Consider the following 26399-nt stretch of genomic DNA (forward strand, 5'->3'; position numbering starts at 1 on the left):
GGTGGGGGCCTCGTCGGCGGCGCCGGCTGCCGCGGAGACCACTGCGTCCGGCGTTCCCATGCGGGACAGCACCCGTTTCACGCCGGAGACCGAATCGGTTTTCTGGGCCGCCAGCCGGGCCGCCAGATCGGCGCGCAGCGTGGCCACCAGCCGCATCCGTGCTGCCGATGGCAGGCCCCGTTGCTGGGCCAGGTCGCCGACCCGGCTCAGATAGTCAAAGACGAGCTGATCGCTCTCGATCCCCACGAAATCCCCTGCGGCGTGCGCTGGTTGCTGCCCCGACGGTACCCCTTCGGCCCAGTGGGGTGACGGAGGTGGCACGCCCGAGGTGCCGTGCGGTCGGGCCGCGGCCGGGCCGTCCGGCGGATCCCGAAGGCGTGCCGGGCGGCCCGGCCGTGGCACGTGCGCTGCCGCCGCGGGAGACCTGCGCCCCGGGCACGGCTACCGTAGGGCGGATGACTGATACGCCCCGCACACTCGCCGAGGAGCTTCGGACCCGCACCGACAGCGGGCTCGTCGACCTGCTGCGGGCCCGTCCCGATCTGCTGAGTCCGGTGCCGGGCGACGTCACCCAGCTCGCCACCAGGGCCGGGACGAGGGCGTCGGTGGTGCGGGCCGTGGAGCGGCTCGACCGGTTCGCGCTGCAGGCCGCCGAGGCGCTGGCGGTGGCGCCCGATCCGTGCCCGTACGCCGTGCTCGCCGCGCTGATGACCGGGGACGCGGGGGACGCGGCGGTGCTCGCCGAGCTGCCCAGGGCGGTGGCCGAGCTGCGGACGCAGGCGCTGGTGTGGGGGCCCGACGACCGGTTGCGGCTGGTGCGTACGGCCCGTGAGCTGCTCACACCGAGTGCGACGCATCCCTCTCCGACGGGGCTCGGCCCCAGCGTCGCCGAGGCCACGTCGGGGATGTCGCCCGGCCGGCTCCAGGAGATCATCGCGGCCGCCGGGCTGCCCGCGACCCACGATCCGGTCACCGCGGTGTCCGCGCTCGCTGCCCTGTTCACCGACCGCGCCCGGATGGCCGCGCTGCTCGACACCGCGCCCGCCGAGTCCGTCGCCGTCCTCGACAAGCTGCTGTGGGGCCCGCCCTACGGCGGGGTCACCGACCGGCCCGCGCCGCATCTCCAGTGGCTGCTGGACCGCGGGCTGCTGCTGCCTGTGGGCGCGCGCAATGTCGTGCTGCCCAGGGAGGCGGCGCTGCATCTGCGGGCGGGGCGCGCGCACCGCACGCCCGAGCCGGTGCCGCCCGCCCTCGCGCCGGTCACCGCACGGGATCCGCAGGCCGTGGACGGTGCGGCGGCAGGCCAGGCGTTCACGGCGCTGGCGACCGTCGAGGAGCTGCTGAAGGAGTGGGATCTCGGCGGGCCCGCCGTCCTGCGGGCGGGCGGGCTGAGCGTCCGCGACCTCAAGCGGACCGCCGCCGCGCTCGACACCACCGAGCAGTTGGCCGCCTTCTGGCTGGAACTGGCCTACGCGGCCGGGCTCGTGGCGTCCGACGGCGAGGCCGACGAGCGGTACGCGGCCACCCCCGCGGCCGAGGAGTGGCTGCAACTGCCCGACGAACTGCGCTGGGCCGAGCTGGTGGCGGGCTGGCTGGCGGCGACCCGTACGCCGGGGGTGGTCGGCAGCGCGGACGCCAAGGGCCGGGCGCTGGCCGCACTCGGCCCGCACCTCGACCGCTCCCCCGCCCCCGAGGTACGCCGCCGCGCCCTCACCCTCCTCGCCGCCCTCCCGCCGGGCGCGGCCGTCCCCGCGGGCGCCGTGCTCGACCGCCTCCACTGGGAACGCCCGCTGCGCGGCGCCGCCCCGGGCGCACCGGCGTCCGGTACGGGCACCGGTGCACCCGCGTCCGATCTCCGCTCCCGTCTCGCCCAATGGACGCTCGCCGAGGCCGAGTTGCTGGGTGTCACGGGGCGCGGCGCGCTCGCCACCCACGGCCGGGTCCTCATCGGCGCCGAAACGTCACCGCAGGCGGACGGTCCCGCCGTGCCGCCCGGCCCCGAGCCCGCCGCCGTGCCGTCCGCCGCGGAGACTCGGGCCGCCGCCGCCCGCGCCGCGGCCCTCCTCGCCCCGCATCTGCCCGAACCCCTCGATCACGTCCTGCTCCAGGCCGACCTGACCGCCGTCGCGCCAGGACCGCTGCGCCGTCCGCTCGGCGAGGCGCTCGACGTGCTCGCCGACGTCGAGTCCAAGGGCGGCGCGACCGTCTACCGCTTCACGCCGGGTTCGGTACGCCGCGCCCTGGACGCCGGACGCTCCGCAGCCGAGCTGCAGGACTTCCTCGCGACGCACTCGCGCACCCCGGTGCCGCAGCCGCTCGCCTATCTCATCGACGATGTGGCGCGCAGGCACGGCCAGTTGAGGATCGGTGCGGCCAGTGCCTACGTCCGCTGCGACGACGACGCGCTGCTCTCCGAAATCCTCGCCGACCGCCGGGCCGCCCCCCTGCGCCTGCGCCGCCTCGCCCCGACCGTGCTGGCCGCCCAGACCGCGCCCGACCAACTCCTCGAAGGGCTGCGGGCGATGGGCTACGCGCCGGCCGCCGAGTCCGCCGCGGGTGACGTCCTGATCACCCGCCCCGACTCGTACCGCACCCCGCCGCGCACCGCCCCCGCCCCGGTCCCCGAGGGCCCCCCGGCGCCCGATCCGGCCCTCGTCGGGGCGGCCGTGCGCGCCATCCGGGCCGGTGATCTGGCGGCCACCGCCGAACGCAAGCCGGTGGAGGCCGCCGCCGCCCCTGCGCCCGGCACGCTGCCCCGCACCACGTCGGCCGAGACCCTGGCCACGATGCAGGCCGCCGTCCTCACCCAGGCCGCCGTCTGGATCGGCTACGTCAACGTCGACGGCGCCGCCAGCCAGCGCGTCATCGCGCCGGTCCGCGTCGAGGGCGGCTTCGTCACGGCGTACGACCACACGTCCGACGAGGTCAGGACCTACCCGCTGCACCGGATCACCGGCGTCGCGGAGCTGGCGGACGACGCCAGCTGAGGGCGCGGGCATTTCCCCGTCCGGCGGGCCGTCGTGACGCGCTGACCTGGTGTGACGCGTCAGAGTCGGCGCTCGGCCGCCTCTACGGTGTCGCCGCCGCTGGTGTGGAACGCGAGCGCGGCCTGCGGGGCGTGCCGCGCACGGCAGTCGGGACATCCGGCCGGAGGCGCAGGGCGGCAGGGCGGCCGCGGCCCTCCGTGCCCCGGGCCGCCCCTCGCTCAGCAGCCGCCCGCCTTGTCGGCGCGATGCGGCACACTGGACGTTTGGCTGCACCCGCGGCCGGCCCCAGGTAGTGAAAGGCGAGGCGCGTGAACGGACCTCTCATCGTCCAGAGCGACAAGACGCTGCTCCTGGAGGTGGACCACGAGCTGGCGGACGCCTGCCGCCGGTCCATCGCCCCGTTCGCCGAGCTGGAGCGGGCGCCCGAGCACATCCACACGTACCGGGTGACGCCGCTCGGGCTGTGGAACGCGCGGGCGGCCGGGCACGACGCGGAGCAGGTCGTGGACGCGCTGGTGCAGTTCTCGCGGTATCCGGTGCCGCACGCGCTGCTCGTCGACATCGCGGAGACCATGTCGCGCTACGGGCGGCTGACGCTGACCAAGCATCCCGCCCACGGCCTGGTGCTGACCTCAACCGACCGGCCGGTGCTGGAGGAGATCCTGCGGTCGAAGAAGGTGCAGCCGCTGGTCGGGGCCCGGCTCGACCCGGATTCCGTGGTCGTGCATCCGTCCGAGCGCGGGCAGATCAAGCAGACGCTGCTGAAGCTCGGCTGGCCGGCCGAGGACCTGGCCGGTTACGTCGACGGCGAGGCGCATCCGATCGCGCTGGCCGAGGACGGCTGGGCGCTGCGGCCGTATCAGCAGCAGGCCGTCGAGGGGTTCTGGCACGGCGGTTCGGGTGTCGTGGTGCTGCCGTGCGGTGCGGGAAAGACGCTGGTGGGGGCCGGGGCGATGGCCCAGGCGAAGGCCACCACGCTGATCCTGGTCACGAACACGGTCTCGGCACGGCAGTGGAAGCACGAGCTGGTGAAGCGGACGTCGCTGACCGAGGAGGAGATCGGCGAGTACAGCGGCACGAAGAAGGAGATCCGGCCGGTCACCATCGCGACGTACCAGGTGCTGACGACGAAGCGGAAGGGCGTCTATCCGCATCTGGAGCTGTTCGACTCGCGGGACTGGGGCCTGATCATCTACGACGAGGTGCACCTGCTGCCCGCGCCGGTCTTCAAGTTCACCGCCGACCTCCAGGCGCGGCGGCGGCTGGGGCTGACCGCGACGCTGGTGCGCGAGGACGGCCGGGAGTCGGACGTCTTCTCGCTGATCGGGCCGAAGCGGTTCGACGCTCCGTGGAAGGAGATCGAGGCGCAGGGGTACATCGCGCCGGCGGACTGCGTCGAGGTCCGGGTCAACCTCTCCGACTCCGAGCGCCTGGCGTACGCGACGGCGGAGACCGAGGAGAAGTACCGCTTCTGCGCGACGACGGGCAGCAAGCAGCGGGTCACCGAGGCGCTGGTGCGCAAGCATCAGGGCGAGCAGACGCTGGTCATCGGGCAGTACATCGACCAGCTGGACGAGCTGGGCGAGCATCTGGACGCGCCGGTGATCAAGGGCGAGACGACCAACGCGCAGCGCGAGAAGCTGTTCGGCGCCTTCCGTGAGGGCGAGATCTCGGTGCTGGTCGTCTCGAAGGTCGCGAACTTCTCGATCGATCTGCCGGAGGCGACGGTCGCGATCCAGGTGTCCGGCACCTTCGGCTCGCGCCAGGAGGAGGCCCAGCGTCTCGGCCGGGTACTGCGCCCGAAGGCGGACGGGCACGAGGCCCGCTTCTACTCGGTCGTCGCGCGCGACACCATCGACCAGGACTTCGCGGCGCACCGCCAGCGCTTCCTGGCCGAGCAGGGGTACGCGTACCGGATCATGGACGCGGACGAGCTGCTGGCGACGGACCCTTCCGAGGACGCCTGACCCGCAGGTCCCGGCCGGTCAGAGGGCGCGGGAGCGCTGCGGGAGTGTCCGGTCGGTGCGCGGGTGCGGGATGCGGCCGAGGCCGCCGCCCGCCGGGCCGGAGCGGGTCCACCACACCACCGCCGCCAGCATCGCGAGGCCGAGCAGCGGGTACGGCGAGGTGAGCGGCTGCTGCCACCAGGAGAAGTGCAGATCGAGGTCGCCGGTGTGCGGGACGATCCACAGGGTGCGGGCGGTGAAGACGAGGGTGACGGCCGCCGTCAGCGCGCGGCGTCGGCGGCTGCCGCGGGAGTGCGCGGCCAGCGTGACGATCAGCGGCACGCACCACACCCAGTGGTGGGACCAGCTGATCGGGGAGACGAGCAGCGCCGTGACGGCGGTGCAGAGCACGCCCCAGGTGTCCGTACCGCGCCGGATGAAGGCGCGGCGGGCGGCGTAGAGCCCGGCGGCGGCGGTGAGCAGTGCGGCGACGGCCCATATGAGGCCGGGCTCGGGGGTGTGCAGGACGCGGGCGAGCAGGCCCTGGAGCGACTGGTTGTCGACGATCCACACCTTGCCGACCCGGCTCGTCTCGAACATCCGCCGGGTCCAGAAGTCGACGCTGGCGTCCGGGAGCACCAGGAGTCCGAGCAGCGCCGAACCGAGGAATCCGGCCGCGGCGGTGCAGGCTTCCTTCACCCGTCCTGTGACGAGGAGATAGACCGCGAAGATCGCCGGTGTGAGCTTGACGCCTGCGGCGATGCCGACGGCGAGGCCCTTGAAGCGGGCGCCGTCGGGGCGGGCGAGGTCCCACAGGACGAGGCAGGTGAGGGCGAGGTTGATCTGGCCGAAGATCAGGGTCTGGAAGACCGGTTCGAGCCAGATGCCGAGTGCGGTGGCGCCGATGACGGTGGGCGCGGTGTAGGCGGAGCGGCGTATTCCGGCGGCTTTGCAGGAGAGCTGGATCAGCGCGGCGAGCAGGGCGCCGTTGGCGAGGACGCAGGCGACCTTGAGGGTGGCGAGCGAGACCCACGTGGTGGGGAGGAAGAGCAGCGCGGCGAACGGCGGGTAGGTGGCCGGAAGGTGCCATCTGGTCGTCGTGAATCCGTAGAGATCGCTGCCCGTCGCGGCCGCCTGACCCTCGGCGCGGTACACCTCTATGTCGGGCATCGGCAGCGGATGGACCGTGTAGAGCCCCCAGAGGCCGATGAGGGAAGCCGCCAGCAGCGCCCCCGCGACCACTGTGCGGTGCGGTCTCGCGACGCTCTGCGCCCAGGTCCGCCTCCACGTCCACGTCCGCGTCCCGTCGGCGGCAGACACCCGTTGCCCCTCCTCGTCACCCTGCGCGCTCCGTACGCGGCGACGCTAGCTGATCAGGGCCGACGGCCCGTAACGGTTTCCGGTCAACCGGATGTCCAGGAGGGGGCGCGCGCCCGTCGGGCGCGCGGCACCGGGCGCAGGGGCGGTGCGGGACCGCCGTCCGTCGGGTGGGGCCGGTCCGGGTCAGTCGTCGGCGTACTCGCCGAGCAAGACGACGCTGAAGGCCGCCGAGGCGAAGACCTTCACCGCGCGCAGGGCGTTGCCGGCGAAGTGGTGGCTGTCGTGGGTCCGCGCGGCGTGCCCGGTGCCGAGGGCCGTGGCCCCCTTGACGGGGTGCAGGGACGCCGGGTGTGCGGCCGCCGGGATCATCGTTGCGCTGCTCATGCCTCCATGATGGTTTTCCCTCGGATGCCGCACATCGGTCGATGGGTCCATTCCGCAGGGGCCTGAAGTCCGACCTCGGGACCGCCCCGCCCCCTACGGGAGACGGACGGGGTCCTACGGGAGGAGGAGGGCCGTACGGGGCGCCCGCGCGCCGGAGCGTGCCGTTCCGGCGCAGGCCCGCCGAAAATCCGTTGGCGCCGCGAATGGCCGCTGACTACAATCGCGCGTCTGCCCTGCCTCCCGTCGAGGAGTGCCGCCGACCGGACGGAAACCGGCCGGTTCTTCGCATCACGCCGATGACCCGCCCCACGTACCGAACAACGGCCTGCCGTGCCCGCTCGCCGCGGCGCGTGCCCGCCGCAGTGAGATCCCACCGGAGGCAACGCCGTGCCCGCGCACGCCCAGCAACCCGCATCCCCCGTATCCGCACCGGCCCCAGGCACCGCAGCCGGCCCCCTCCAGCGCGAGCGCGCCCACCTCGCCGCGTCCCGCACCGCGCTGCGCGCCATGCGCGCCGATGCCGAGGCGCTGAACATCGCCGACGTCACCGCGAACTGGGTCAACGCCGAGGTGCTCCAGGGCGAGATCGACGCCCGCATCAAGGCGCTCGCCGACCTCGCCCACACCCCGCTCTTCTTCGGCCGCCTCGACTATCTGCGCGCGCCGGGGATCGACCTGGCCGAGGGGGCATCCGGGGAGAACTTCTACATCGGGCGGCGGCACGTCCACGACGCCGACGGCGACCCGATGGTCATCGACTGGCGCGCCCCCGTGTCCCAGCCGTTCTACCGGGCCTCCAAGAAGGACCCGATGGATCTCGCGCTGCGCCGCAGGTTCGGCTACACCGGCGGCGAGCTGACCGCGTACGAGGACGAGCACCTGACGGATCCCGCGGAGGCCGAACAGACCAGCAAGCTCCTCCAGTCGGAGATCGAGCGCCCGCGCGTCGGGCCGATGCGGGACATCGTCGCGACGATCCAGCCGGAGCAGGACGAGATCGTCCGCGCCGGGATCGGCGGCTCGGTCTGTGTCCAGGGGGCGCCCGGCACCGGGAAGACGGCGGTCGGCCTGCACCGTGTCGCGTATCTGCTGTACGCGCACCGGGAGCGGCTGGCCCGCTCGGGCACCCTCGTGATCGGCCCGAACGACTCCTTCCTGCACTACATCGAGCAGGTGCTGCCGGCGCTCGGGGAGCTGGAGGTCAAGCAGGCCACCGTCGACACGCTCGTCGGCCATGTGGAGGTGCGCGGCACGGACGGGGCGGCGGCCGCCACGATCAAGGGCGATGCGCGGATGGCCGCGGTGCTGCGGCGGGCGGTCCGCTCGCACATTTCGCTGCCGCAGGAGCCCTGCGTGGTCGTCCGCGGATCCCGCCGCTGGCGCATCCCGGCCTATGAACTCGAAGAGATCGTGCGGGAGTTGATGGAGCGCGAGATTCGCTACGGTGCGGCGCGCGAGGCGCTGCCGCAGCGGATCGCGCATGCCGTGCTGGTGCGGATGGAGCAGGCGGGCGAGGCACCCGACGACCGGGTGCAGGATGCGGTGGCGCGCAATCCCGCGGTGAAGGCCGTGGTCAAGGCGGTCTGGCCGCCGGTGGATCCGGCGAAGCTGGTGCTGCGGCTGCTGGGTGACGCGGAGTTCCTGGCGGCGCAGGCGGAGGGGATCCTGTCGCCCGATGAGCAGCGGACGGTCCTGTGGGCCAAGCCGGCCAGGAGCGTGAAGAGCGCCAAGTGGTCCTCCGCGGACGCGGTGTTGATCGACGAGGCGATGGATCTGGTGGCGCGCACGCACTCGCTGGGCCATGTGGTGCTGGACGAGGCCCAGGACCTGTCCCCGATGCAGTACCGCGCGGTGGGCCGCCGCTGCACGACGGGTTCGGTGACGATCCTGGGCGACATCGCGCAGGGCACCACCCCGTGGTCGACGGACACCTGGGAGGAGGCGCTGAGCCATCTCGGCAAGCCCGGTTCGGCCATCGAGGAGCTGACGTTGGGCTTCCGCGTGCCGCGCGAGGTCATCGCGTACGCGTCCCGGCTGCTGCCGGCCATCGCGCCCGAGCTGACGGAGGCGACCTCGATCCGTGAGTCGGCGGGCGACTTCGAGATCCGCACGGTCCAGCCGCAGTCCCTGGACACGTCCGTGCTCGCGGCCTGCCACGACGCGCTGGCGAAGGAGGGCTCGATCGGCCTGATCACGGCCGACGAACGGGTGCCGGCACTGCGCGCCGCCCTGGAAGCGGCCGGCCTCGGCTGCCTCTCCCCCGGCGAGGAGACCTCGGCCGACGCCCGTCTGACCCTGGTGCCCGCGACGCTCGCCAAGGGCCTGGAGTACGACTACGTGGTGCTGGACGAACCGGCCGCGATCGTGGCCGGCGAACCGGACGAACGCACCGGCCTGCGCCGCCTGTACGTGTGCCTGACCCGAGCGGTCTCGGGTTTGACGATCATTCATGCGGCAGGACTGCCCGAGCAGTTGGCCGATGGCCGGGACGGTTCGGCCGTCGGGGGAGGACAGTTGACGGACATCGACGACGAAGCGGCCGCCGATCCCGCTTTCGGCCGGTTGCCCGACGACTTCGAAGGGGCGCCCGCGTCATGACGCACGAGCAGGGCGGCGAGCGCGGTGGTGACGGCCCGGGTGTCGGAGAGGGGGCGGGCTCGGTGGTCACGGTGCGCGTCGTCGCGTCGCCCCTGACGGCCTGGTTCCATCATCTGCTGACGCGGCCGGTCGTCGTGATCGACGGCCGGGAGTACGCGGCGCGTTGGGGGCGGCGGGCGACGCGCGCCGGGAAGGCCCGGGTCGCTCCCGGCACGCACCGGCTCTGCGTCGCCTTCCGCTACCGGGGGCAGCGGACGGCGCGCCTCGGTGAAAGCTGCGCGGAGTTCACAGCGGGCGGGACGCCGCTCGGCATCACCGCCCGGCTCGGCGCGCGCAACGGGAGCCGGTTCAGGATCGGGGAGCCGGTCGCCCACGAGGACGGCCGGCGCCACCGGGGCGCGCCCGCGCGGCCCTGACGCCGCGTCGCCCCGCCCCTACGCCTCGTCCAGCGCCTCCCGCCACTCCCGTACCGCCGCCGCGTCCACCGGGCCCGACCAGCCGGAGGGGCGGACGGCGCCGCCGATGTGGAAGGCGTCGAGGCCGCCCGCGCGCAGGGCCGGGAGGTGGGCCAGGGCGAGGCCGCCGCCGACCAGGATCTGCGGGGCGTAGCCCGGTTCGCCCGCCGCGGTGCGGGACTGTTCCGCCAGCAGGGTCGGCAGGCCGTCGTCGACGCCGGATGCGGAGCCGGCGGTGAGGAACGTGTCGGGTCCTGCGGGCCCCGGGGAGCCGCCGGGGCCCGGCGCCTCCGGGAGGGCGGCCAGTTCCTTGCGCAGGGCGTCCCGGTCGGCGGCCCGGTCGATGGCCCGGTGGAAGGTCCAGCGGCAGCCGTCGATCACCTCGGCGAGCGCCCGCACGGCGTGCAGGTCCGGGCTCCCGTCGGGGGCCAGGAAGCCGAGGATGAACGCGTCGGCGCCCTCGGCCCGCAGCGCGGCGGCGTTCGCGCACAGCGCGTCCACGTCACCGGACGCAAAGCCGTCGGCGGAGCGCAGCATCACGCGCAGCGGGATGTCGACGGCGGCCCGGATCGCCGCGAAGACGGCGCGGGGCGGGGTGAGCCCGTCGGCCGCCATGTCGGTGACCAGTTCGAGCCGGTCGGCCCCTCCGGCCTGGGCCGCGACCGCGTCCTGCGGGTCGAGCGCGATCACCTCCAGGAGTGCGCGCTTGCTCATGTGACCTCAACCCTTCGGTGGATGACGTGGACGGCGGTGATGACGGTGGAGAGCAGTGGACCGGGCAGGCATAGGTCTAGTCCAATATCCAGCGTAAGGGCTGGTGAGCGGTGCGGGGTCCACCACTACGCAGGACACGACCGAAAACCGACCGTACGCCCGGCCGGTACGCCCCGTCGGCACTTCTGCTCGCACACCTACGCGCGTCGCAAACCACTCATCCGAGCGGGTGTGAAACATGCCCATCATGGGTAACACGCCTTCCCTGTAAGGGCGTTGCGGCATCATGCACGTGGCCCACGAGCGGGGAGAAGCCGATGTCCGACCTTGCCACTGTTTCCGCCGAAGTTGCCCCCTTTCTCGCCCTGGCGGCGAACAGCCTCGGCAGCACCGTCCTCACCACCGCCCAGCAGCGGATCGCCGACCGCACGGTGACCGCCGGCGAGGGCTTCTTCCGCCGACTGCTGCGCCGCGCCCCCGACGACGGAGACGGCGGCGGCACCAGCCTCGGCGGCGGCACCCAGCCGCTGCTCGACACCCGTACCGCCGACACCCTCGACGGCCTGCTCGCCCGCCTCGACGACCAGGACCGGCAGCTGCTCTCCGACGCCATCGCCGCCTGGCTGGCCGAACCCGCCGACCACCGCGAAGCCTCCCAGCTGCTGGAACACGTGGCCCAACGCTCCGCACCCGCCCCCGTGCAGATCATTCACAACAACCCCACGGCGAACGGTGCGCACTCCCTCGCGGCTGTCGAGATCCACGGCGACATCCATCTGGGAGGCGGCGGACGCACCCAGGACGGCTCATGACCGCCGAGGACGGCGACCGCCAGGACCGGTCCGCCCCACCCACCCGCGACATCCACAACAGCCCCACCACGCACGGCGACCACTCCATCGCCGCCAACGACATCAAGAACGTCATCATCCGCTGGGTGATGCACCCCAGCGCCCGCTGGCTGCCGCTGCTGCTGGCCTGTGCCGGGCTGGTGATCGCCCAGGCCCTGCACCCGAGCGGCCCGTTCGGCCAGTACCTGCTGTGCACCGTGCTGGCCGGGGTCGCACTCGTCACGGCCGCGGTCCGCGTGCTGATCCGCAGATCCTCCGGCGTCGGCTTCGTCGGGGCCCTCTCGCTGGTCTCCGTGCTGGCCACCGTCGGCGGCTGGCTGGCGTTCCAGCACGGCGCGGCGCACGCCGACATCGACGTGACGGGGCAGGTCGTCACGGCAGGCACCCAGCCGCTGGACGACGCCGGGAACCGCTCGCTGGTCCTCACCCTCGGCGAGTCCGCGCTCAAGGAGCCGCGCGAGCGGCTGCGCCTCACCCTGGCGATCGACGACCACGATCCGTCGGGGCCGACCTGCCTGCACCGGACCTCCGCCACGGTCTACCTGGTCACGTCAGGTGTCGCCGCCCAGGAGGAACAGATGCACTCCGGCAGCACCGTCGACTTCGCCCTGGGCGCGCGGACCGGCAGCGTCCGGATCCAGCTGACGCTGAAGACCGGCCGGAACTGCCAGATGGACGTACGGGCCGCGTCGGCGGTGCTGCACGACAGCTGAGCCCGGCACCGGCAACGAACAGGAACCTGAACGCGAACGGGGACACCCATGACCACACCTTCACAGCACCGGCCCGCACCGCCGAGAGCCCGCGCCCGCCGGCACCGCGCCCTGGCCGGCGCCGCGCTGCTCGCCCTCACCGCGCTGCTCGCCGGTGCCTGCGCCGACCCCGAGCCGCCGTCCCTGTTCGCGGACGGCAGGGTCGCGGTCGGCGTCAAGAACGACCAGCCGGGGACCGGGCAGGAGACCTCCTACAAGTTCGCCGGCTTCGACATCACCGTCGCCCGGCAGGTGCTCGCCGGCGTGCACGCGGAGCCCGATTTCAGCAGCGTGCCGTCCCAGGACCGCAGCACGGTGCTCACCCACCACCAGAAGGACCTGGTCATCGCGACCTACTCGATCACCGACGAGCGGATGAAGGCGGTGGACTTCGTCGGCCCCTACGCCACCACGTCCCAGGGCGTCATGATCCGCGAGGACGAGGCGGGCACCATCCGCAGCCGCCAGGACCTCAAGCACAAGCGCGTCTGCACCTGGGAGGGCACCACATCCGGCAAGGAGCTGGACAAGCCCGCCTACGACGACATCGAGGACTATCCGCAGCAGGACGCCTCGCTCTGCATCAAGGACCTGGAGGAGGGCAGGGCGGACGCGGTCTCGACCGACCAGATGATCCTCTACGGCTTCACGCAGGAGAAGGACTCCCACCTCAAGGTCGTCCCCGGCATCCTCTTCGGCTCGTCGAACGAATACGGCATCGCGATGGCCAAGGGCCACCGCGCGGACTGCCGGCGGCTGCGCGACGCCCTGCGCGCCTACATCACCAGCACCGCCTGGGAGCAGGACTTCGCCAACTCGCTGCCCGCCATCAAGGAGCAGGAGCCGCACTGGCAGACCGACTTCAAGCCGAGCACGGAGTCCATCGACCGGCTGTCCTGCCGCGATCACCCGGCCGCCTGACCCGGCCCGCGGCCCCTCGCCCGTCCCCTGCCCCACGCGGCACAATGGCCGCATGACATCCGAGCCCCGTACGGCACGGCCCACCGGCCCGGCGCCCGATCTGCACCGGCGCTGGGCCGCGGCCGTGACCTCGGCCCGCGGCCCGGAAGGCCCCGACCCCGCCCCGTACGCGGACAATCTCCTGGCCCGCTGGGCGGAGCCGCAGCGCCGCTACCACACGCTCGCGCACCTGACCGCCGTCCTGGACCGGATCGACGAACTCGCCGCGCACGCCGACGATCTGTGCGTCGTCCGGCTGGCGGCCTGGTTCCACGACGCGGTCTACCGCCCGGACCGCTCCGAGAACGAGGAGCGCAGCGCCGCACTCGCCGAACGCGCCCTGCCCGAACTGGGCGTCGGCCCGGCCCGCACCGCCGAGGTCGCCCGCCTGGTGCGGCTCACCGTCACCCACGACCCGGGCCCCGACGACCGCGACGGCGAGGTGCTGTGCGACGCCGACCTCGCGGTACTCGCAGGCCCGCCCGCCGCCTACGCGGCCTACGCGGCAGCGGTCCGCGAGGAGTACGCCTTCGTCCCCGACCCCGACTTCACCGCAGGCCGCGCCACCGTACTCCGCCAACTCCTCTCCCTCCCCCGCCTCTTCCGTACCCCCACCGGCCAGGACCGCTGGGAACACCCGGCCCGCCGCAACCTCGCCACGGAGCTGGAGCTGCTGGAGGGATGAGGGACGGGAGGCATCCCGGCGGCACCCCCGGCGACCCCTGGGCGGGGGTGGACGCGGCCGGTCTGGCAGCGGCCGCTCGGGCGCAGAGCGAACGGCCCGTGCCCGGCGTCCAGGACATGGCGTCGTACCTCGCCGCCCAGGTTGTCCGACGCTTCCCACCGGGACGTGGTGGGACCGCTGCTCGACGGGCAGGGGGCGAGCGGCGTGGTGCTGCGGCGCGGCGTGTTCGTCGCCCGCTGAGGGGATCCGGCGCGGGCGGAGACGGCGTTCAGCGCGACCAGGAGCGTGCTGTCGCTGGTGGCGGGGGTGGCCGTACGACGACGGGCGGCTCCGGCTGGACGAGCCGGTCCGCCGGTCCGCCGGCCTGCCGCAGTTCGCGGACGGGCACGGGCGCGGGATCACCTGGCGCCACCTTCTGGATCAGACCAGCCAGGGGGAGGGCGAGCTGTGGGGGAAGCCCACCGCGGTCGACGCCCAGAGCACGCGGGAGGGCACGGAGTCGGCGGGCGGCCCGCCCGGGGAGGGCTGGGCCTACAACGACGTCCGGGTGAACCTGGCCGCCCTGGCACTGACGGTGCTGTTCCGCAGGCCGCTGCCGGACGTCCTGCGCAGCCGGATCACGGAGCCGCTCGGCGCCTCGTCCTCCTGGTCCTGGCACGGCTATGCCGGTTCCGTGGTGGACGTCGGCGGGCGTCGCCTGCCCGTGGTGTCCGGGGGCGCGCACGGGGGCGGCGGCCTGTGGACCAGCGCGCTCGACCTCGCCCGGATCGGGCAGCTCTGTCTGCGGGGCGGGCGGTGGGGCGAGGGCCGGGTGGTGTCACGGCGGTGGGTCGACGAGCTGTGGACGCCCTGCCGGGTCAAGCCGAACTACGGGCTGTCCTGGTGGCTGAACGATGACCGCACGGTGTGGCCGCAGGCTCCGGCGTCCGGCCGCTGCGCCCGGGGAAACGGCGGCAGCCACCTGCTGTGGATCGGCCCGGCGCGGGATCTGGTGATCAGCTCGCGGTGGGGAACGGATGTCGAGGCGCTGCTGGCGGCGGTGTCGCGGGCGGTGGAGCCGGGCCCGGCCGCAGGGTGACGTGGCACCACCTCGTGTCCCGGAACAGGGACGCCGCGCCCCGAACGGGAATTCCCGTCCCGCTCCCGCTGTTCCTTGCTGACATGCCTGCTCCGTCCGATCATTCCGGATCTTCCGAACGCGCCCGCATGCCCATAGCCGTGTACGTACTCGGCCTTTCCGTCTTTGCGCTTGGCACCAGCGAATTCATGCTCTCCGGCATCCTGCAGCCGCTCGCCCGTGACCTGGGGGTGTCCATCCCGCAGGCAGGCCTGCTGGTATCGGCGTTCGCGATCGGGATGGTGGTCGGTGCGCCGGTGCTGGCCGCCGCGACGCTGCGGCTGCCGCGCCGTACGACCCTGATGGTGCTGCTCGCCGTCTTCGGCCTCGGCCAGGTGGCGGGCGCGCTGGCGCCGACATACGGCGTGCTGTTCGTCTCCCGGGTGGTGAGCGCGCTGGCCTGCGCCGGGTTCTGGGCGGTCGGCGCGGCGGTCGCCGTCTCCCTGGTTCCGGTGACCGCGCGGGCCCGTGCGATGGCCGTCATGGTCGGCGGGCTGAGCATCGCCAACATCGCGGGTGTACCGGCCGGCGCGCTGCTCGGGCAGCACGCGGGCTGGCGCTCGGCGTTCTGGGCGGTGGCCGTGCTGTCGGCGATCGGCCTGGTGGGAGTGATCGCGCTGGTGCCGCGCACGGCCGTGCCGACGGGCGATGACCGACCGCAGCTGCGCCGCGAGTTGACCATCTACAAGGACAAGCAGGTCTGGCTGTCGCTGACCGCGACGGCGATGAACGGCGCCGCGGTCTTCGCCCTCTTCTCGTACCTCTCGCCGCTGCTCACCGACACCGCGGGGCTGGCGGAGAGCTGGGTGCCGACGGTGCTCGGTCTGTTCGGTGTCGGCGCGCTGATCGGTACCTTCATCGGCGGCCGGGTCGCCGACGCGCACCTCTTCCCCACCCTGTTCGCCGGAATCTCCGCGTCCACGGTCGTGCTGGCCGTGCTGGCGTTCACCGCGCACAATCCGGTCGCCGCCGTCGCCCTCTCCCTGATGCTCGGCGTCACGGCGTTCACCACCGCCCCGGCCCTGAACGCCCGGATGTTCAACGTCGCCAACGCCGCCCCGACGCTGGCCGGTGCGACCACCACCGCCGCCTTCAACGTCGGCAACACGCTCGGCCCCTGGCTGGGCGGCCTGGTCATCGCCGCGCACTGGGGCTACCGCTCCGTGGCCGGCCTCGGCGCCGCCCTGGCCGCGGTGGCCGTGGTGACCACCTTCGTCTCGTTCCGCCTCCAGCGGGCCACGCCCCGCTCCCGGGTGATCGCCAAGTCGGCGCCTTCCGCCGACGCCTCCGTGCCCGCGGCCCGTACGCGGGAGGGCGCGGAGCAGCACTCGGGCTGACCGCCGCACACGCCGGGACGGGCCGCCGTCAGCTCGTCCCGGCGAAGCTCCACCGGGTCTGGCTGTAGGTTTCGCCGCGGCCGAAGCCGAAGGCCGTCACCGGTGCGACCTGGTAGACGACGGCGCGGCCGCCGCCCCCGACGAAAGCGCCGTCGCGGACCTCGAACCGCCAGTCGCTGCCGTATTTCGCGGCGTAGGCGTCGGCCAGCCGGTGCAGCGTCGCCTCGTCGCCGACCTGGACGGCCTCGCCCTCGACGACGACGTCGAGTCCGGTGTGCAGGTCGTTGCCACCGGCCGTCGAAGTGGTCAGTACGCAGTGGGAGTTGGCGGCGAGGTTGAGCGCCTTGCGTTCGGCGGGGCCGGTGCAGAAGTGGAGCGCGTCGTCCATCCAGACGGCGATCAGCGGGGTGACGTGCGGGCGGCCTTCCGGCCGGAGGGTGGAGAGCCAGAAGACCTCCGCCTCGGTGAGCCCGCCGACGGCCGCCTTCCACGCGGTGGGGGTGGCGCCCTCGCTGCTGTAGCGCGTGTCGAGGGTGGTGGAAGGTTCCCTCACCGGTACGTCCCTGGCTGGCATGGCGGTCCCCTTTCGGCGCGGCGCGCGGTCAGGCCCATCGTGCTGGTGCCGCCCGCTGCCCCGCCGCCACGACGCGCCACCCGCCGCCCGTACGAGGGATCGGCCCCCGGCCCCTTCTTCCGGCGGCGTACCGCGCCCCGCGACCCCGAACTCGGCCGGCACGTCCCGGGTGTGCCCGCCCAGCGCGGGGACCGGGCCCATGCACGCCTCGACGTCCGCGAAGTTGATGGGCGGCAGCACCCGTCGACGGGGCCGACGGTCGGGGCGAGACGCAGCCGCCGCGCCTCACGGAAGTACCGTTCGACGTGGTGCTCCTTCGCCTGCCCCGTGCTGCCGAGGGGCTGCACGGCACGGTCCGCGGCCTGGTAACCGGCGCCGGTGCCCAGCCACTTGACCCTGTTCGCCTCGCGGCCGCAGCTCAGCCCCCGGTCGTGGCGCCAGGCCACGTTCCCGGCCATCAGGCGCGCCGCGTCCAGCCGGGTCAGGGCCTCGGCGAGGGGGAAGGCGACGCCCGGGTTCTGTCCGACGGGGCGGCCGGAGACGACGCGGTCGTCGGCGTACCGGGTGGCGGCGTCCAGGGCGGCGCGGCCGATGGCCGGGGCCTCGTCGTCCGGCAGGATGCGCCGCTGTCGGTCAGGGCGTGTCCACACCTCCTGGCGGTGCCGGGCGGTGCTTGGGGCGGCGCAGGCCGGCGGCCGTCAGGCGGCGCAGCAGTTCCTTGCTGCCGACCTCCACCGCACCGGCCCGCACCGCGTCGCCGTAGCGCTCGCCCGGCAGGTCGTAGTGATCGCGTTCGAAGGCCCTGCGGGGCGCGCCTATGCCGTCCGCGAAGCGGTGCAGTTCGTCGAACGAGACATCACTGACGACGTGCGACCACAGGCGGCCGTGTCCCGGCCAGGTCGGCGGGTCGATATAGATCGCCACGTCAGGGCTCCCGACGGCCGCAGGACACCACCGCGCCGCCCTCCGGCGGCCCGCCGGGCGTGCTCACCTCACTGCTCCAGGGGCTTGCCGAGCCCGCCGACGGGGGAGACCGTCACGGCCGTCTTCGGGCAGACCCAGTGCGGGTCGGGCCCCAACTCCGGCTCCACGTCGAGCGCATGCGGATCACCCGACTCCGTGCACACCGGGCACAGCGGCCAGCGGCCGTACCGTTCCAGCAGGGCGTCCTGCACGTCCTGCGCCACCAGTCCGGCGACGAACTCCACGCCTTCAGGCCACTGCTCCACCCACCATCTGCGGTGGACGACCGCGTCCTCGACCAGCGAGACGATGTCCGCGTCGGCAACCTCGTCCGCCATCAGATCGGCGAGCACCAGCGCCCGCGCGGCATGCAATGCCTGTTCCAGCTCCATGCCTTCCATTCTCTCGCGGACCACCGACATCGATCCGCCGCTGTCCACAGGCCCGTCATCCACAGGCCGCGGCCGGCGTTCCGGGTTTTCCACAGGCCGGAAAGGGAGGTGTTGACGCGACCAGCCGATGAAATTACTTTTCAGTTGTGAGCAGCAGCCTGAAGGAAACTTTCAAGGACGCGGCCGTCGACACCCGACCGGCCCCGGCCCCACCCGCCCCTGCGGCGCTGGCAGCCAAGGTCCGCACCCTCGGCCCGTCGATGACCCGTTCCATGCAGCGGGTCGCCGAGGCCGTCGCGGGCGACCCGGCGGGCTGCGCCGCCCTCACCGTCACCGGCCTGGCGGAGCGTACGGGCACCAGCGAGGCGACGGTCGTCCGCACCTCCCGCCTGCTGGGCTACCCCGGCTACCGCGACCTGCGGCTCGCCCTCGCCGCGCTGGCCGCGCAGCAGGAGGCCGGCGGCGCCCCGGCCGTCACCGCCGACATAGCGGTCGACGACACCCTCACCGACGTCGTCGCGAAGCTGGCGCAGGAGGAGCAGCAGTGCCTGGCGGACACCGCGGCGGGTCTTGACGTCACCCAGCTCGAAGCGGCCGTCGCCGCGCTGGTCTCGGCCCGCCGCATCGACGTGTACGGCATAGGGGCGTCGAATCTGGTCGGCCAGGATCTGGTCCAGAAGCTGCTGCGCATCGGCCTGATAGCGCATGCCCCGGCGGACCCGCACCTCGCGGTGACGAACGCCGTGCAAATGCGGGCCGGCGACGTCGCCCTCGCGATCACCCACTCCGGCCGGACCACCGACGTCATAGAGCCGCTGCGGGTCGCCTTCGACCACGGCGCGACGACCATCGCGATCACCGGCCGCCCGGACGGCGAGATCGCGTCCTACGCCGACCACATCCTGACGACGTCCACGGCCCGCGAAAGCGAGCTGCGCCCCGCCGCCATGTCGTCCCGAACGAGCCAACTCCTCGTCGTCGACTGCCTGTTCATAGGAGTCGCGCAGCGTACGTACGACATCGCGGCCCCCGCCCTGTCCGCCTCCTACGAAGCACTGGCGCACCGCCACTCCCCCCGCCCCCACCGCTGACCGGCGCCACCACACCCCAGGCACCGCAGCTCCCCTCCCTTCCCTTCAGCACGTCGCCTCACAGCACGTCGTACAGATCCGTCCGTACGAGCCGGAAAGAGCCGCCCCCATGACTTCCACCGCCGACCACGCCCACCTGCGGGCCCAGCTGGACACCCTCACCACCGAGGCGTTCCGCCCCGAGCTGGCCGAGATAGACCGGCGCTCCACCCTGGAGATCGCCCGGACGATGAACGACGAGGACGCGACCGTCCCGGCCGCCGTCGCCGCGCAGTTGCCGCGGATCGCGGCCGCCATCGACGGCATCGCCGCACGGATGGCCGAAGGCGGCCGGCTGATCTACGCCGGCGCGGGCACGGCCGGCCGGCTGGGTGTGCTGGACGCCAGCGAGTGCCCGCCGACGTTCAACACCGACCCCACCGAGGTGCTCGGCCTGATCGCCGGCGGTCCGTCCGCGATGGTCACCGCCGTCGAGGGCGCCGAGGACAGCGCCGCGCTGGCCGCCGAAGACCTGACCGCGCTCGGCCTGACCGCCGAGGACACCGTCGTCGGCATCTCCGCATCGGGCCGCACTCCGTACGCGGTCGGCGCCGTCGAGCACGCCCGTGCCCTGGGCGCGCTGACCGTCGGCCTGTCCTGCAACGCCGGATCGGCCCTCGCCGCGGCCGCCGAGCACGGCATCGAGGTCGTCGTCGGCCCTGAGCTGCTGACCGGCTCCACCCGCCTCAAGGCCGGCACGGCGCAGAAGCTCGTGCTCAACATGCTCTCGACGATCACCATGATCCGGCTCGGCAAGACCTACGGAAACCTCATGGTCGACGTCCGGGCCTCCAACGAGAAGCTCCAGGCCCGTTCGCGGCGCATCGTCGCGCTCGCCACGGGCGCGTCCGACGAGGAGATAGAGACCGCGCTCGCCGCGACGGACGGCGAGGTGAAGAACGCCATCCTCATGGTCATCGGCGGAACCGACGCCCCCACCACGGCCCGCCTTCTGGACGCCTCCCACGGCCACCTGCGAGCCGCCCTGGAAGCCACCCGCACACCCTGATCCCCCCCCGCAGCCCCCTCCTCGTTGTCCGCACAGCAAGGCACCGCACATGTCCGAAGACAAGAACCGCGCCACCGCCGCCGCGATCCTCCCTCTCGTCGGCGGCGCCAGGAACGTCACGTCCGTCGCCCACTGCATGACCCGGCTCCGCCTCGGCATCCAGGACCGTTCGCTGGTCCAGGACGACGCGCTCAAGGCGCTGCCCGCGGTCATGGGAGTGGTCGAGGACGACACGTACCAGATCGTGCTGGGCCCGGGAGCGGTCGCCCGCGTCACCCCGGAATTCGAGCGCCTCGTCGAGCTGGGCCGCGCGCCCGCGCCCGGCACGGCCGGGGCCCAAGAGGCATCCCCCGCTGCCGCCGCCGAACCCCAAGCCCCGGCCCCGGAGTCACCCCCGGCCGACGCCGCCGCTCCCCTCACCACCGCCGAAGACCTCGCCGCCCAGGGAGCCGCGCTCAAGGCCCGCCGGAAGGCCAAGAACGCCACCCCGGCCAAACTGTTCCTGCGCCGGGTCGCGAACATCTTCGTCCCGCTGATCCCCGCCCTGATCGGCTGCGGCATCATCGCGGGCATCAACGGCCTGCTGACCAACCTCGGTTGGCTCCCCTCGGTGGTCCCCGCGCTGGCCGCGATGGCCTCCGGCTTCATGTCGCTGATCGCCGTCTTCGTCGGCTACAACACCGCCAGGGAGTTCGGCGGCACGCCCGTCATCGGCGGTGCGGTCGCCGCGGTCATCGTCTTCCCCGGCGTCGCGGACATCACCGCGTTCGGCCAGAAGCTCTCCCCCGGCCAGGGCGGTGTGCTGGGCGCCCTGGCGGCCGCGCTGCTCGCCGTCCAGGTGGAGAAGTGGTGCCGCAAGTCCGTGCCGGAGGCGCTGGACGTCCTGCTCACGCCGACCCTCACGATCCTGGTGACCGGCCTGGTCACCCTCTTCGGCCTGATGTACGCGGCGGGCGAGGTCTCCACCGCGATCGGCACGCTCGCCAACTGGCTCCTGGCACACGGCGGCGCGCTCGCCGGGTTCGTCCTCGGCGGCCTCTTCCTCCCCCTCGTGATGCTGGGCCTGCACCAAGCCCTCATCCCCATCCACACCACCCTCATCGAACAGCAGGGCTACACCGTCCTGTTGCCCATCCTCGCCATGGCGGGCGCGGGCCAGGTGGGCGCGGCCCTCGCCGTCTACCTCCGGCTGCCGCGCAACGGCTCGATCCGCGCCACCATCAAGTCCGCGCTCCCGGCCGGCTTCCTGGGCGTCGGCGAACCGCTGATCTACGGCGTCTCACTGCCCCTCGGCCGCCCCTTCATCACGGCCTGCATCGGCGGCGCGTTCGGCGGCGGTTTCATCGGCCTCTTCAACCAGCTCGGCGACGCCGTCGGCTCCACCGCCATCGGCCCCTCGGGCTGGGCCCTGTTCCCTCTGGTCAAGGGCAATCAGGACATCGGCACGACCCTCGTCATCTACGCCATCGGCCTGGCCGTCGGCTACGTCACCGGCTTCCTGGCCACTTACTTCTTCGGCTTCAGCAAGCAGATGCGCACAGAATTGAACGCCGAGCCCACCCCGGAGGCAGCCGTTTCCGCCTCAGCGGCCCAGACACTTCCTCCGCGTCCGGCCCCGGCCGCAGCTCCGGCCGCAGCGAGCGCGGGCAAGAGCGGAATCGACATAGCGGGCCGATAGGAGCACCTCTCAGTGCGCGGAGACGGTGTCCAGGTGCGCGGCCAGTTCCCGGCCGATGTGGGCCAGCGGGGCCGCCTGGGTCATGGCGTTGTGCGTACACGCGACGTCGCGGCTTTCGATGCGGCCCGTCACCAGCGGACGCCACACCTCGCCGGACGGCGCATGGGCCGGTTTGCCGTGCGTCGCGTGGAAGTACAGGAGGTCCCCGTCGAAGACGCTCTCGGTGAAGGTCGGGAGGAGCTCGACGGTGTGGGTGAACACCTGGGTGACCCGTGCGCGTTGGCGTTCGCCGAGAGTGGGGTGCTCTTTCAAGGCTTTCAGGGAGGCCGGCACGTCATTGCTGCCGTCGTCCGCGTCGCCGGAGGCGGTCAGCGGGCGGCCGGTACGGGTCGGGGCGTGGCCTGCGGCTTCGAGAAGCGCGGCGAGGATGTCGCGCTCCTCCAGTGCCGAACCCGTCATTTCGTGCGGGTCGATGGGGCGCGAGTCGAGCATGGCCAGGAGGTCCACGCGCTCGCCCGCCCCTTGCAGCCGGGCGGCGATGGCGTGTGCGAGCGCGCCGCCGGATGACCAGCCCAACAGGTGGTAAGGGCCGGTGGGTTGCACGGTGCGGATCTGCTCGACGTAGTCGGTGATCAGCTCCTGGAAAGTGGTGGGCAGCGTGCCGGTGCCGGTGAGGTCCAGGCCGCGGGCCTGGAGTCCGTAGACCGGGCGGTCCGTTCCCAGGTGGCGGAGCAGCCCGGCGTAACACCAGCTCAGGCCGCCGGAGGGGTGGACGCAGAACAGGGGCGGCCGGGAGCCGTGGGCGCGCAGCGGCAGGAGCATGTCGAAACCGTCCGACCGGCAGCCGGTCTCCAGCAGCCGGACGAGGCCGGCGACGGTGGGGGCTTCGAAGAGTGCGCCGATGGACAGCTCGGTGCCCAGGGCGGCGCGGATGCGGCTGATGAGCTTGGCGGCCAGCAGCGAATGCCCGCCGAGGGTGAAGAAGTCGTCGTCGATGCCGACCTGTTGCACGCCCAGGACCTCGGCGAACAGCGCGCAGAGCGCTTTCTCCTGCGGGCTGTCCGGCTGCCGGCCATCAGGGGCCGCGGGGGTTTCGGGGGCGGGCAGGGCGGCGCGGTTGAGCTTGCCGTTCGTGGTCAGCGGCAGCTCCTGGAGGAGGACGAAGGCGCCGGGGACCATGTAGGCGGGCAGCTGTGCGGTGGCCCAGGAGCGGAGTGCGGCGGCGTCCAGCGGGGAGGCGGAGTGTGCGGGCCAGAGGTCGGGGACGGAGCCGGGGCCGGGGCGAGGCGCGGCATCAGCGTCGGCATGGGTGGCTGCGCGGGCGGCCGGATAGGCCACCGGACGGGTCGCGGGCACCACGTACGCGGTCAGGCGCTGATCGCCCGGGGAGTCCTCTCGTATGGTCACCACCGCCTGGGCGACGCCCGGGTGGCGGGCCAGCGTGGTCTCGATCTCGCCCGGTTCGATCCGGAAGCCGCGGATCTTGACCTGCTCGTCGATGCGGCCGAGGTATTCCAGGACGCCGTCCGCCGTCCAGCGCGCCCGGTCGCCGGTCCGGTACATGCGGGAGCCGGCAGCGCCGGGAGTGGCGAAGGGGTTGGCGAGGAACCGCTGGGCGGTCAGGTCGGGTTGGTTGAGATAGCCACGGGCGATCTGGTCGCCGGCCAGATACAGCTCGCCGGGCACACCGGGCGGCATCGGGTGGAGCAGGCCGTCCAGCACGTACGCCTGGATGTTGTGGCCGGGGCGCCCGATGACCGGGTGGTCGCCGTGGTCGGTGAGGCGGCAGTACACCGCGTCGACGGTGCATTCGGTGGGCCCGTAGTAGTTGTACGCGTGGGTGCCGGGCTGGGCGCGCAGGGTCTCCCACAGTGCGGCGTCCATGGCCTCGCCGCCCACCATGAGGACCCGCGGCCGGTGCCCGTCGCCGGTGAACAGCCCGTCGGCGATGAGCTGGTGGAGGTAGGTGGGGGTGAGGTCGAGGAAGTCGATGCGCTGCTTGGCGATGTAGTCGACGAGGGCCGGCGGGTCGATGCGTACGGCGTCCTCGACGAGGTGCAGCTCATGGCCTGCGGCCAGGTACAGCATTCCCACCCAGGCGGTGTCGAAGGAGAAGGCGGCGGTCAGCGCGGCGCGCAGCCGGCGGCCCGCAGCGGCGGCCTCCGGGCCGATCAGTTCGGCCTCGTGATCGAAGAAGAGGTTGGTCATCTGGCGGTGTTCGACGACCACGCCCTTGGGTCGGCCGGTGGAACCGGAGGTGTAGCTCACGTACACGGGATGGCCCGGTGACAGGGGGGCCGGGCGGTCGGCGTCGGTGGGGTCGGCGTCCGGCAGACGCGCGAACGTGCGGAGTGCGGCCGGGTCGTCGAGCGGCAGCGTGGCCGTACCTGCGGGCAGGCGCCGGGCGGTGGCGGTCGTGGTGAGCACGCATCGCGGGCGGGTGTCGGCGAGCAGGAAGCGGATGCGCTCGGCCGGCAGGCCCGGGTCGACCGGTACGGACGCCGCACCCGTCTTGAGTACGGCCAGCAGGCCGACGACATGGTCGACCGAACGCGGCAGGGCGAGCGCCACAAACGTTTCGGGACCGGCGCCGCGCTCGATCAGCGCGTGTGCCAGCCGGTTGGCCCGCGCGTTGAGTTCGGCGTAGGAAAGCGTGAGGTCGCCGCAGACCAGCGCGGTGGCGGCCGGTGTGCTGTGTGCCTGTGCCCGGAAGATGTCCGGCAGGGTCGTGGCGGGTACCGCGCGGGCGGTGTCGTTCCAGCCGGTCGTCACCTGATGGCGTTCGACGGCCGACAGGAGGTCGATGCCGCCGACGGTCTGTCCGGGCTCGGCGCCGGCGAGGGTCTCCAGCAGGGTCAGGAAGCGGCGGTGGTGGGCGGCGGTGGCCTCGGCGTCGTACAGGGCGGGGTCGGCGTTGAAGTCGATGCGCAGTGAGCCGTCGGCGGTCCGTTCATAGACGTTGACGCCGAGGCCGGTGACCGGTCCGTTGGAGAGGTTGTGCAGCGTGGCCGGATGCCGTCCGAAGCTCAGCTGCGGGTCGTAGCCCATGATGTTGATGCCCCAGTCGCCCAGATAGCCGCCGGTGGGAACGAATCCGAGGTCCTGGACGAGGTACTGCGACGGATAGCGCTGATGGCGCAGCAGGCCGCGGGCCCGCTCGGAGGTGCGGCGTACCAGCTCGCGCACGCTGGTGTCCGGGCCGAGCTCCACGTGCAGCGGCAGGATGTTGGCCAGCATGGCCGGCACGCTGCGGGCCACCGTGCCGGAGCGGCCCGTCACCGTCAGGTCCAGCATCACGTCGGTGCTGCCGCTCATCCGGTACACGTACAGGGCCAGTGCCGCCATGGCCACCGCGGGCAGTCCTGACCTGCACTGCCGCGCCAGCGCCCGCAGCCCGTCGGCGGCGGGCGCCGGGACGTACCCGGTCTCGCGTACGAAGCCGTGCGGGGCCGAGGGCCGCCGGTCCGCGAGATCGGCGGTGGCCGGGCGCCCGGCCAGTTGGGCGGCCCAGAACTCGCGGTCGCGGCTGAACCGCTCGGACGTCCGGTACGCGGCCTCGTCGGCCAGCAGCTCGGCCAGGGATCCCAGGCGGCCGGGCGGGCACTCCTTGCCGGCCTCAAGGGCGGTGTACAGCTCGGCGACGCGCTGGATGAACAGCGAGAAGCCGTAACCGTCCAGAAGGATGTGGTGGATGCTCAGGTACAACACGCAGTGGTCATCGGGCAGTTGCAGCACCGCGAAGCTGAAGAGCGGACCGCGGCGCAGGTCGACCGGCCGGCGCAGGTCGGCCCACATCCATTGCCGGGCCCCGGTCCAGGCACCGGGGACGGGCGCGGGAGCGGCTGCCGAGGGCTCGATGACGGGCCGGCCGATCGGCCCGGCCGTCGGATCGGTGACGTCGCGCAGGTCCACCACCGGCAGCGGCCAGTCCGGCGACCGGTCGGCCACCTGCCAGACGTCGCCCTCGTCGTCCGTCTCGAAGCGGACCTGCAACGCCTCGGTGTCGGCCACGGCACGGCGCAGCGCGGCGCGAAGCACGTCCAGGTCGACCGGGCCGTGGATGTCCACGTACTCGGCGGCACGGTAGATGGGGTTCGCCGCATCCACTTGCTGGGAGAACCACACCCCGGTCTGCGCGACGGTCAGCGGCAGACGACGGTCGCGGTCGCCGGACTTCCTGTTCATGCTTGCCGTCCCCTGACGAAGGTCCTTGTGCTCAACGCCGACCGGGCCGGTGGCTCACCTGCGCTCCCGGCCGCAACTCACACGCTGCACAGGGCCAACGAGCCAGCGGGGCTGGTGTATCGGTTCATCGGGAAAAATGTCCGCCGGGTGTGCCGCGGGGCCCTGGCCGTGAACAACGAGTACTCCGCCGCGGCCGGCCGGTCATCCCGCCCATCGACACAGCACTTGCTGGAACGTCCTGATCGGCGCGCATCTCCTGACGCAGACCGCGCCCGACCGCTTCGAGTTCCACGATCTGCTGGCCTGCGCGATCGACCAGGCGCAGCGTGAGGAGCCCGCCGGCAGCAAGGCGGTCGCGCTGC

General features: G+C 73.1%; 21 protein-coding genes and 1 pseudogene. 13 read left to right on the forward strand and 9 right to left on the reverse strand.

Annotated elements, in window-relative coordinates; genetic code table 11:
• Window positions 1-246: pseudogene (locus LIU39_RS12490) on the reverse strand (hypothetical protein); the annotation flags it as partial.
• Between the two features lie 209 nt (window positions 247-455).
• On the opposite strand from LIU39_RS12490, the gene LIU39_RS12495 reads away from it, so the two are divergent.
• Both LIU39_RS12495 and LIU39_RS12500 read left to right on the forward strand, forming a co-directional pair.
• Entirely contained in the window at window positions 456-2987 is a 2532-nt protein-coding gene (locus LIU39_RS12495; RefSeq protein WP_227046732.1) for a helicase C-terminal domain-containing protein, read from the forward strand.
• Between the two features lie 308 nt (window positions 2988-3295).
• Window positions 3296-4954: a DNA repair helicase XPB gene (locus LIU39_RS12500; protein WP_227046733.1), complete on the forward strand. Its 1659-nt coding sequence runs from the start codon at window positions 3296-3298 to the stop codon at window positions 4952-4954.
• Between the two features lie 18 nt (window positions 4955-4972).
• Here the strand turns inward: LIU39_RS12500 and LIU39_RS12505 are convergent, their stop codons facing one another.
• Window positions 4973-6253 carry a glycosyltransferase 87 family protein gene (locus tag LIU39_RS12505; protein ID WP_227046734.1) on the reverse strand — a complete coding sequence of 427 codons (1281 nt, stop codon included), beginning with the start codon at window positions 6251-6253 and terminating at the stop codon, window positions 4973-4975.
• A gap of 183 nt (window positions 6254-6436) precedes the next feature.
• Complete coding sequence (locus tag LIU39_RS12510; RefSeq protein ID WP_227046735.1) at window positions 6437-6637, reverse strand: hypothetical protein; 201 nt, start codon at window positions 6635-6637, stop codon at window positions 6437-6439.
• 387 nt (window positions 6638-7024) lie between these two features.
• Here LIU39_RS12510 and LIU39_RS12515 point away from each other — a divergent pair, with 387 nt between their 5' ends.
• Window positions 7025-9235, forward strand: a complete 2211-nt coding sequence (locus LIU39_RS12515) for a HelD family protein (RefSeq protein ID WP_227046736.1) — start codon at window positions 7025-7027, stop codon at window positions 9233-9235.
• Entirely contained in the window at window positions 9232-9651 is a 420-nt protein-coding gene (locus tag LIU39_RS12520; RefSeq protein ID WP_227046737.1) for a hypothetical protein, read from the forward strand. The genes LIU39_RS12515 and LIU39_RS12520 overlap by 4 nt, the downstream gene beginning before the upstream one ends.
• Window positions 9652-9669: 18 nt before the next feature.
• Here the strand turns inward: LIU39_RS12520 and LIU39_RS12525 are convergent, their stop codons facing one another.
• Window positions 9670-10404: a copper homeostasis protein CutC gene (locus tag LIU39_RS12525; protein ID WP_227046738.1), complete on the reverse strand. Its 735-nt coding sequence runs from the start codon at window positions 10402-10404 to the stop codon at window positions 9670-9672.
• Window positions 10405-10721: 317 nt separating this feature from the next.
• On the opposite strand from LIU39_RS12525, the gene LIU39_RS12530 reads away from it, so the two are divergent.
• The 6 genes from LIU39_RS12530 to LIU39_RS12555 all read left to right on the forward strand — a co-directional run bounded on the left by LIU39_RS12530 (window position 10722) and on the right by LIU39_RS12555 (window position 16106).
• Window positions 10722-11216, forward strand: coding sequence for a hypothetical protein (locus LIU39_RS12530; protein WP_227046739.1), 495 nt, complete (start codon window positions 10722-10724; stop codon window positions 11214-11216).
• Window positions 11213-11968 carry a hypothetical protein gene (locus LIU39_RS12535; protein ID WP_227046740.1) on the forward strand — a complete coding sequence of 252 codons (756 nt, stop codon included), beginning with the start codon at window positions 11213-11215 and terminating at the stop codon, window positions 11966-11968. The genes LIU39_RS12530 and LIU39_RS12535 overlap by 4 nt, the downstream gene beginning before the upstream one ends.
• Before the next feature lie 48 nt (window positions 11969-12016).
• Complete coding sequence (locus LIU39_RS12540; RefSeq protein WP_227046741.1) at window positions 12017-12928, forward strand: transporter substrate-binding domain-containing protein; 912 nt, start codon at window positions 12017-12019, stop codon at window positions 12926-12928.
• A 52-nt stretch (window positions 12929-12980) separates the two neighbouring features.
• On the forward strand, window positions 12981-13652 hold the full coding sequence (locus LIU39_RS12545; protein ID WP_227046742.1) for an HD domain-containing protein: 672 nt from the start codon (window positions 12981-12983) through the stop codon (window positions 13650-13652).
• Window positions 13653-14016: 364 nt separating this feature from the next.
• The gene (locus LIU39_RS12550) at window positions 14017-14730 is read left to right on the forward strand and encodes a serine hydrolase domain-containing protein (protein ID WP_264482702.1); all 714 of its coding nucleotides are present in this window, start codon (window positions 14017-14019) and stop codon (window positions 14728-14730) included.
• Window positions 14731-14858: 128 nt separating this feature from the next.
• Complete coding sequence (locus LIU39_RS12555; protein WP_227046743.1) at window positions 14859-16106, forward strand: Cmx/CmrA family chloramphenicol efflux MFS transporter; 1248 nt, start codon at window positions 14859-14861, stop codon at window positions 16104-16106.
• Window positions 16107-16134: 28 nt separating this feature from the next.
• On the opposite strand, the gene LIU39_RS12560 is transcribed toward LIU39_RS12555, so the two are convergent.
• From LIU39_RS12560 to LIU39_RS12575, 4 genes are all read right to left on the reverse strand, one after another.
• Complete coding sequence (locus LIU39_RS12560; RefSeq protein WP_227046744.1) at window positions 16135-16680, reverse strand: pyridoxamine 5'-phosphate oxidase family protein; 546 nt, start codon at window positions 16678-16680, stop codon at window positions 16135-16137.
• Window positions 16656-17330 carry an acyl-CoA dehydrogenase family protein gene (locus tag LIU39_RS12565; protein WP_227046745.1) on the reverse strand — a complete coding sequence of 225 codons (675 nt, stop codon included), beginning with the start codon at window positions 17328-17330 and terminating at the stop codon, window positions 16656-16658. The genes LIU39_RS12560 and LIU39_RS12565 overlap by 25 nt, the downstream gene beginning before the upstream one ends.
• Window positions 17314-17604 carry a DUF4031 domain-containing protein gene (locus LIU39_RS12570; protein WP_227046746.1) on the reverse strand — a complete coding sequence of 97 codons (291 nt, stop codon included), beginning with the start codon at window positions 17602-17604 and terminating at the stop codon, window positions 17314-17316. The genes LIU39_RS12565 and LIU39_RS12570 overlap by 17 nt, the downstream gene beginning before the upstream one ends.
• Before the next feature lie 68 nt (window positions 17605-17672).
• The gene (locus LIU39_RS12575) at window positions 17673-18044 is read right to left on the reverse strand and encodes a DUF8819 family protein (protein ID WP_227046848.1); all 372 of its coding nucleotides are present in this window, start codon (window positions 18042-18044) and stop codon (window positions 17673-17675) included.
• Between the two features lie 137 nt (window positions 18045-18181).
• Between LIU39_RS12575 and LIU39_RS12580 the strand changes: the two genes are divergently transcribed.
• The 3 genes from LIU39_RS12580 to LIU39_RS12590 all read left to right on the forward strand — a co-directional run bounded on the left by LIU39_RS12580 (window position 18182) and on the right by LIU39_RS12590 (window position 21852).
• Window positions 18182-19126, forward strand: a complete 945-nt coding sequence (locus tag LIU39_RS12580) for a MurR/RpiR family transcriptional regulator (protein WP_227046747.1) — start codon at window positions 18182-18184, stop codon at window positions 19124-19126.
• 109 nt (window positions 19127-19235) lie between these two features.
• Entirely contained in the window at window positions 19236-20174 is a 939-nt protein-coding gene (murQ, locus tag LIU39_RS12585; RefSeq protein ID WP_227046748.1) for an N-acetylmuramic acid 6-phosphate etherase, read from the forward strand.
• A 49-nt stretch (window positions 20175-20223) separates the two neighbouring features.
• Window positions 20224-21852, forward strand: coding sequence for a PTS transporter subunit EIIC (locus LIU39_RS12590; protein ID WP_227046749.1), 1629 nt, complete (start codon window positions 20224-20226; stop codon window positions 21850-21852).
• 9 nt (window positions 21853-21861) lie between these two features.
• Here the strand turns inward: LIU39_RS12590 and LIU39_RS12595 are convergent, their stop codons facing one another.
• Entirely contained in the window at window positions 21862-26037 is a 4176-nt protein-coding gene (locus LIU39_RS12595) for a non-ribosomal peptide synthetase (RefSeq protein ID WP_227046750.1), read from the reverse strand.
• Between the last annotated feature and the right edge of the window lie 362 nt (window positions 26038-26399).

Origin of the sequence: Streptomyces pinistramenti (genome assembly GCF_020564935.1) — a bacterium.
Taxonomy (GTDB): domain Bacteria; phylum Actinomycetota; class Actinomycetes; order Streptomycetales; family Streptomycetaceae; genus Streptomyces; species Streptomyces pinistramenti.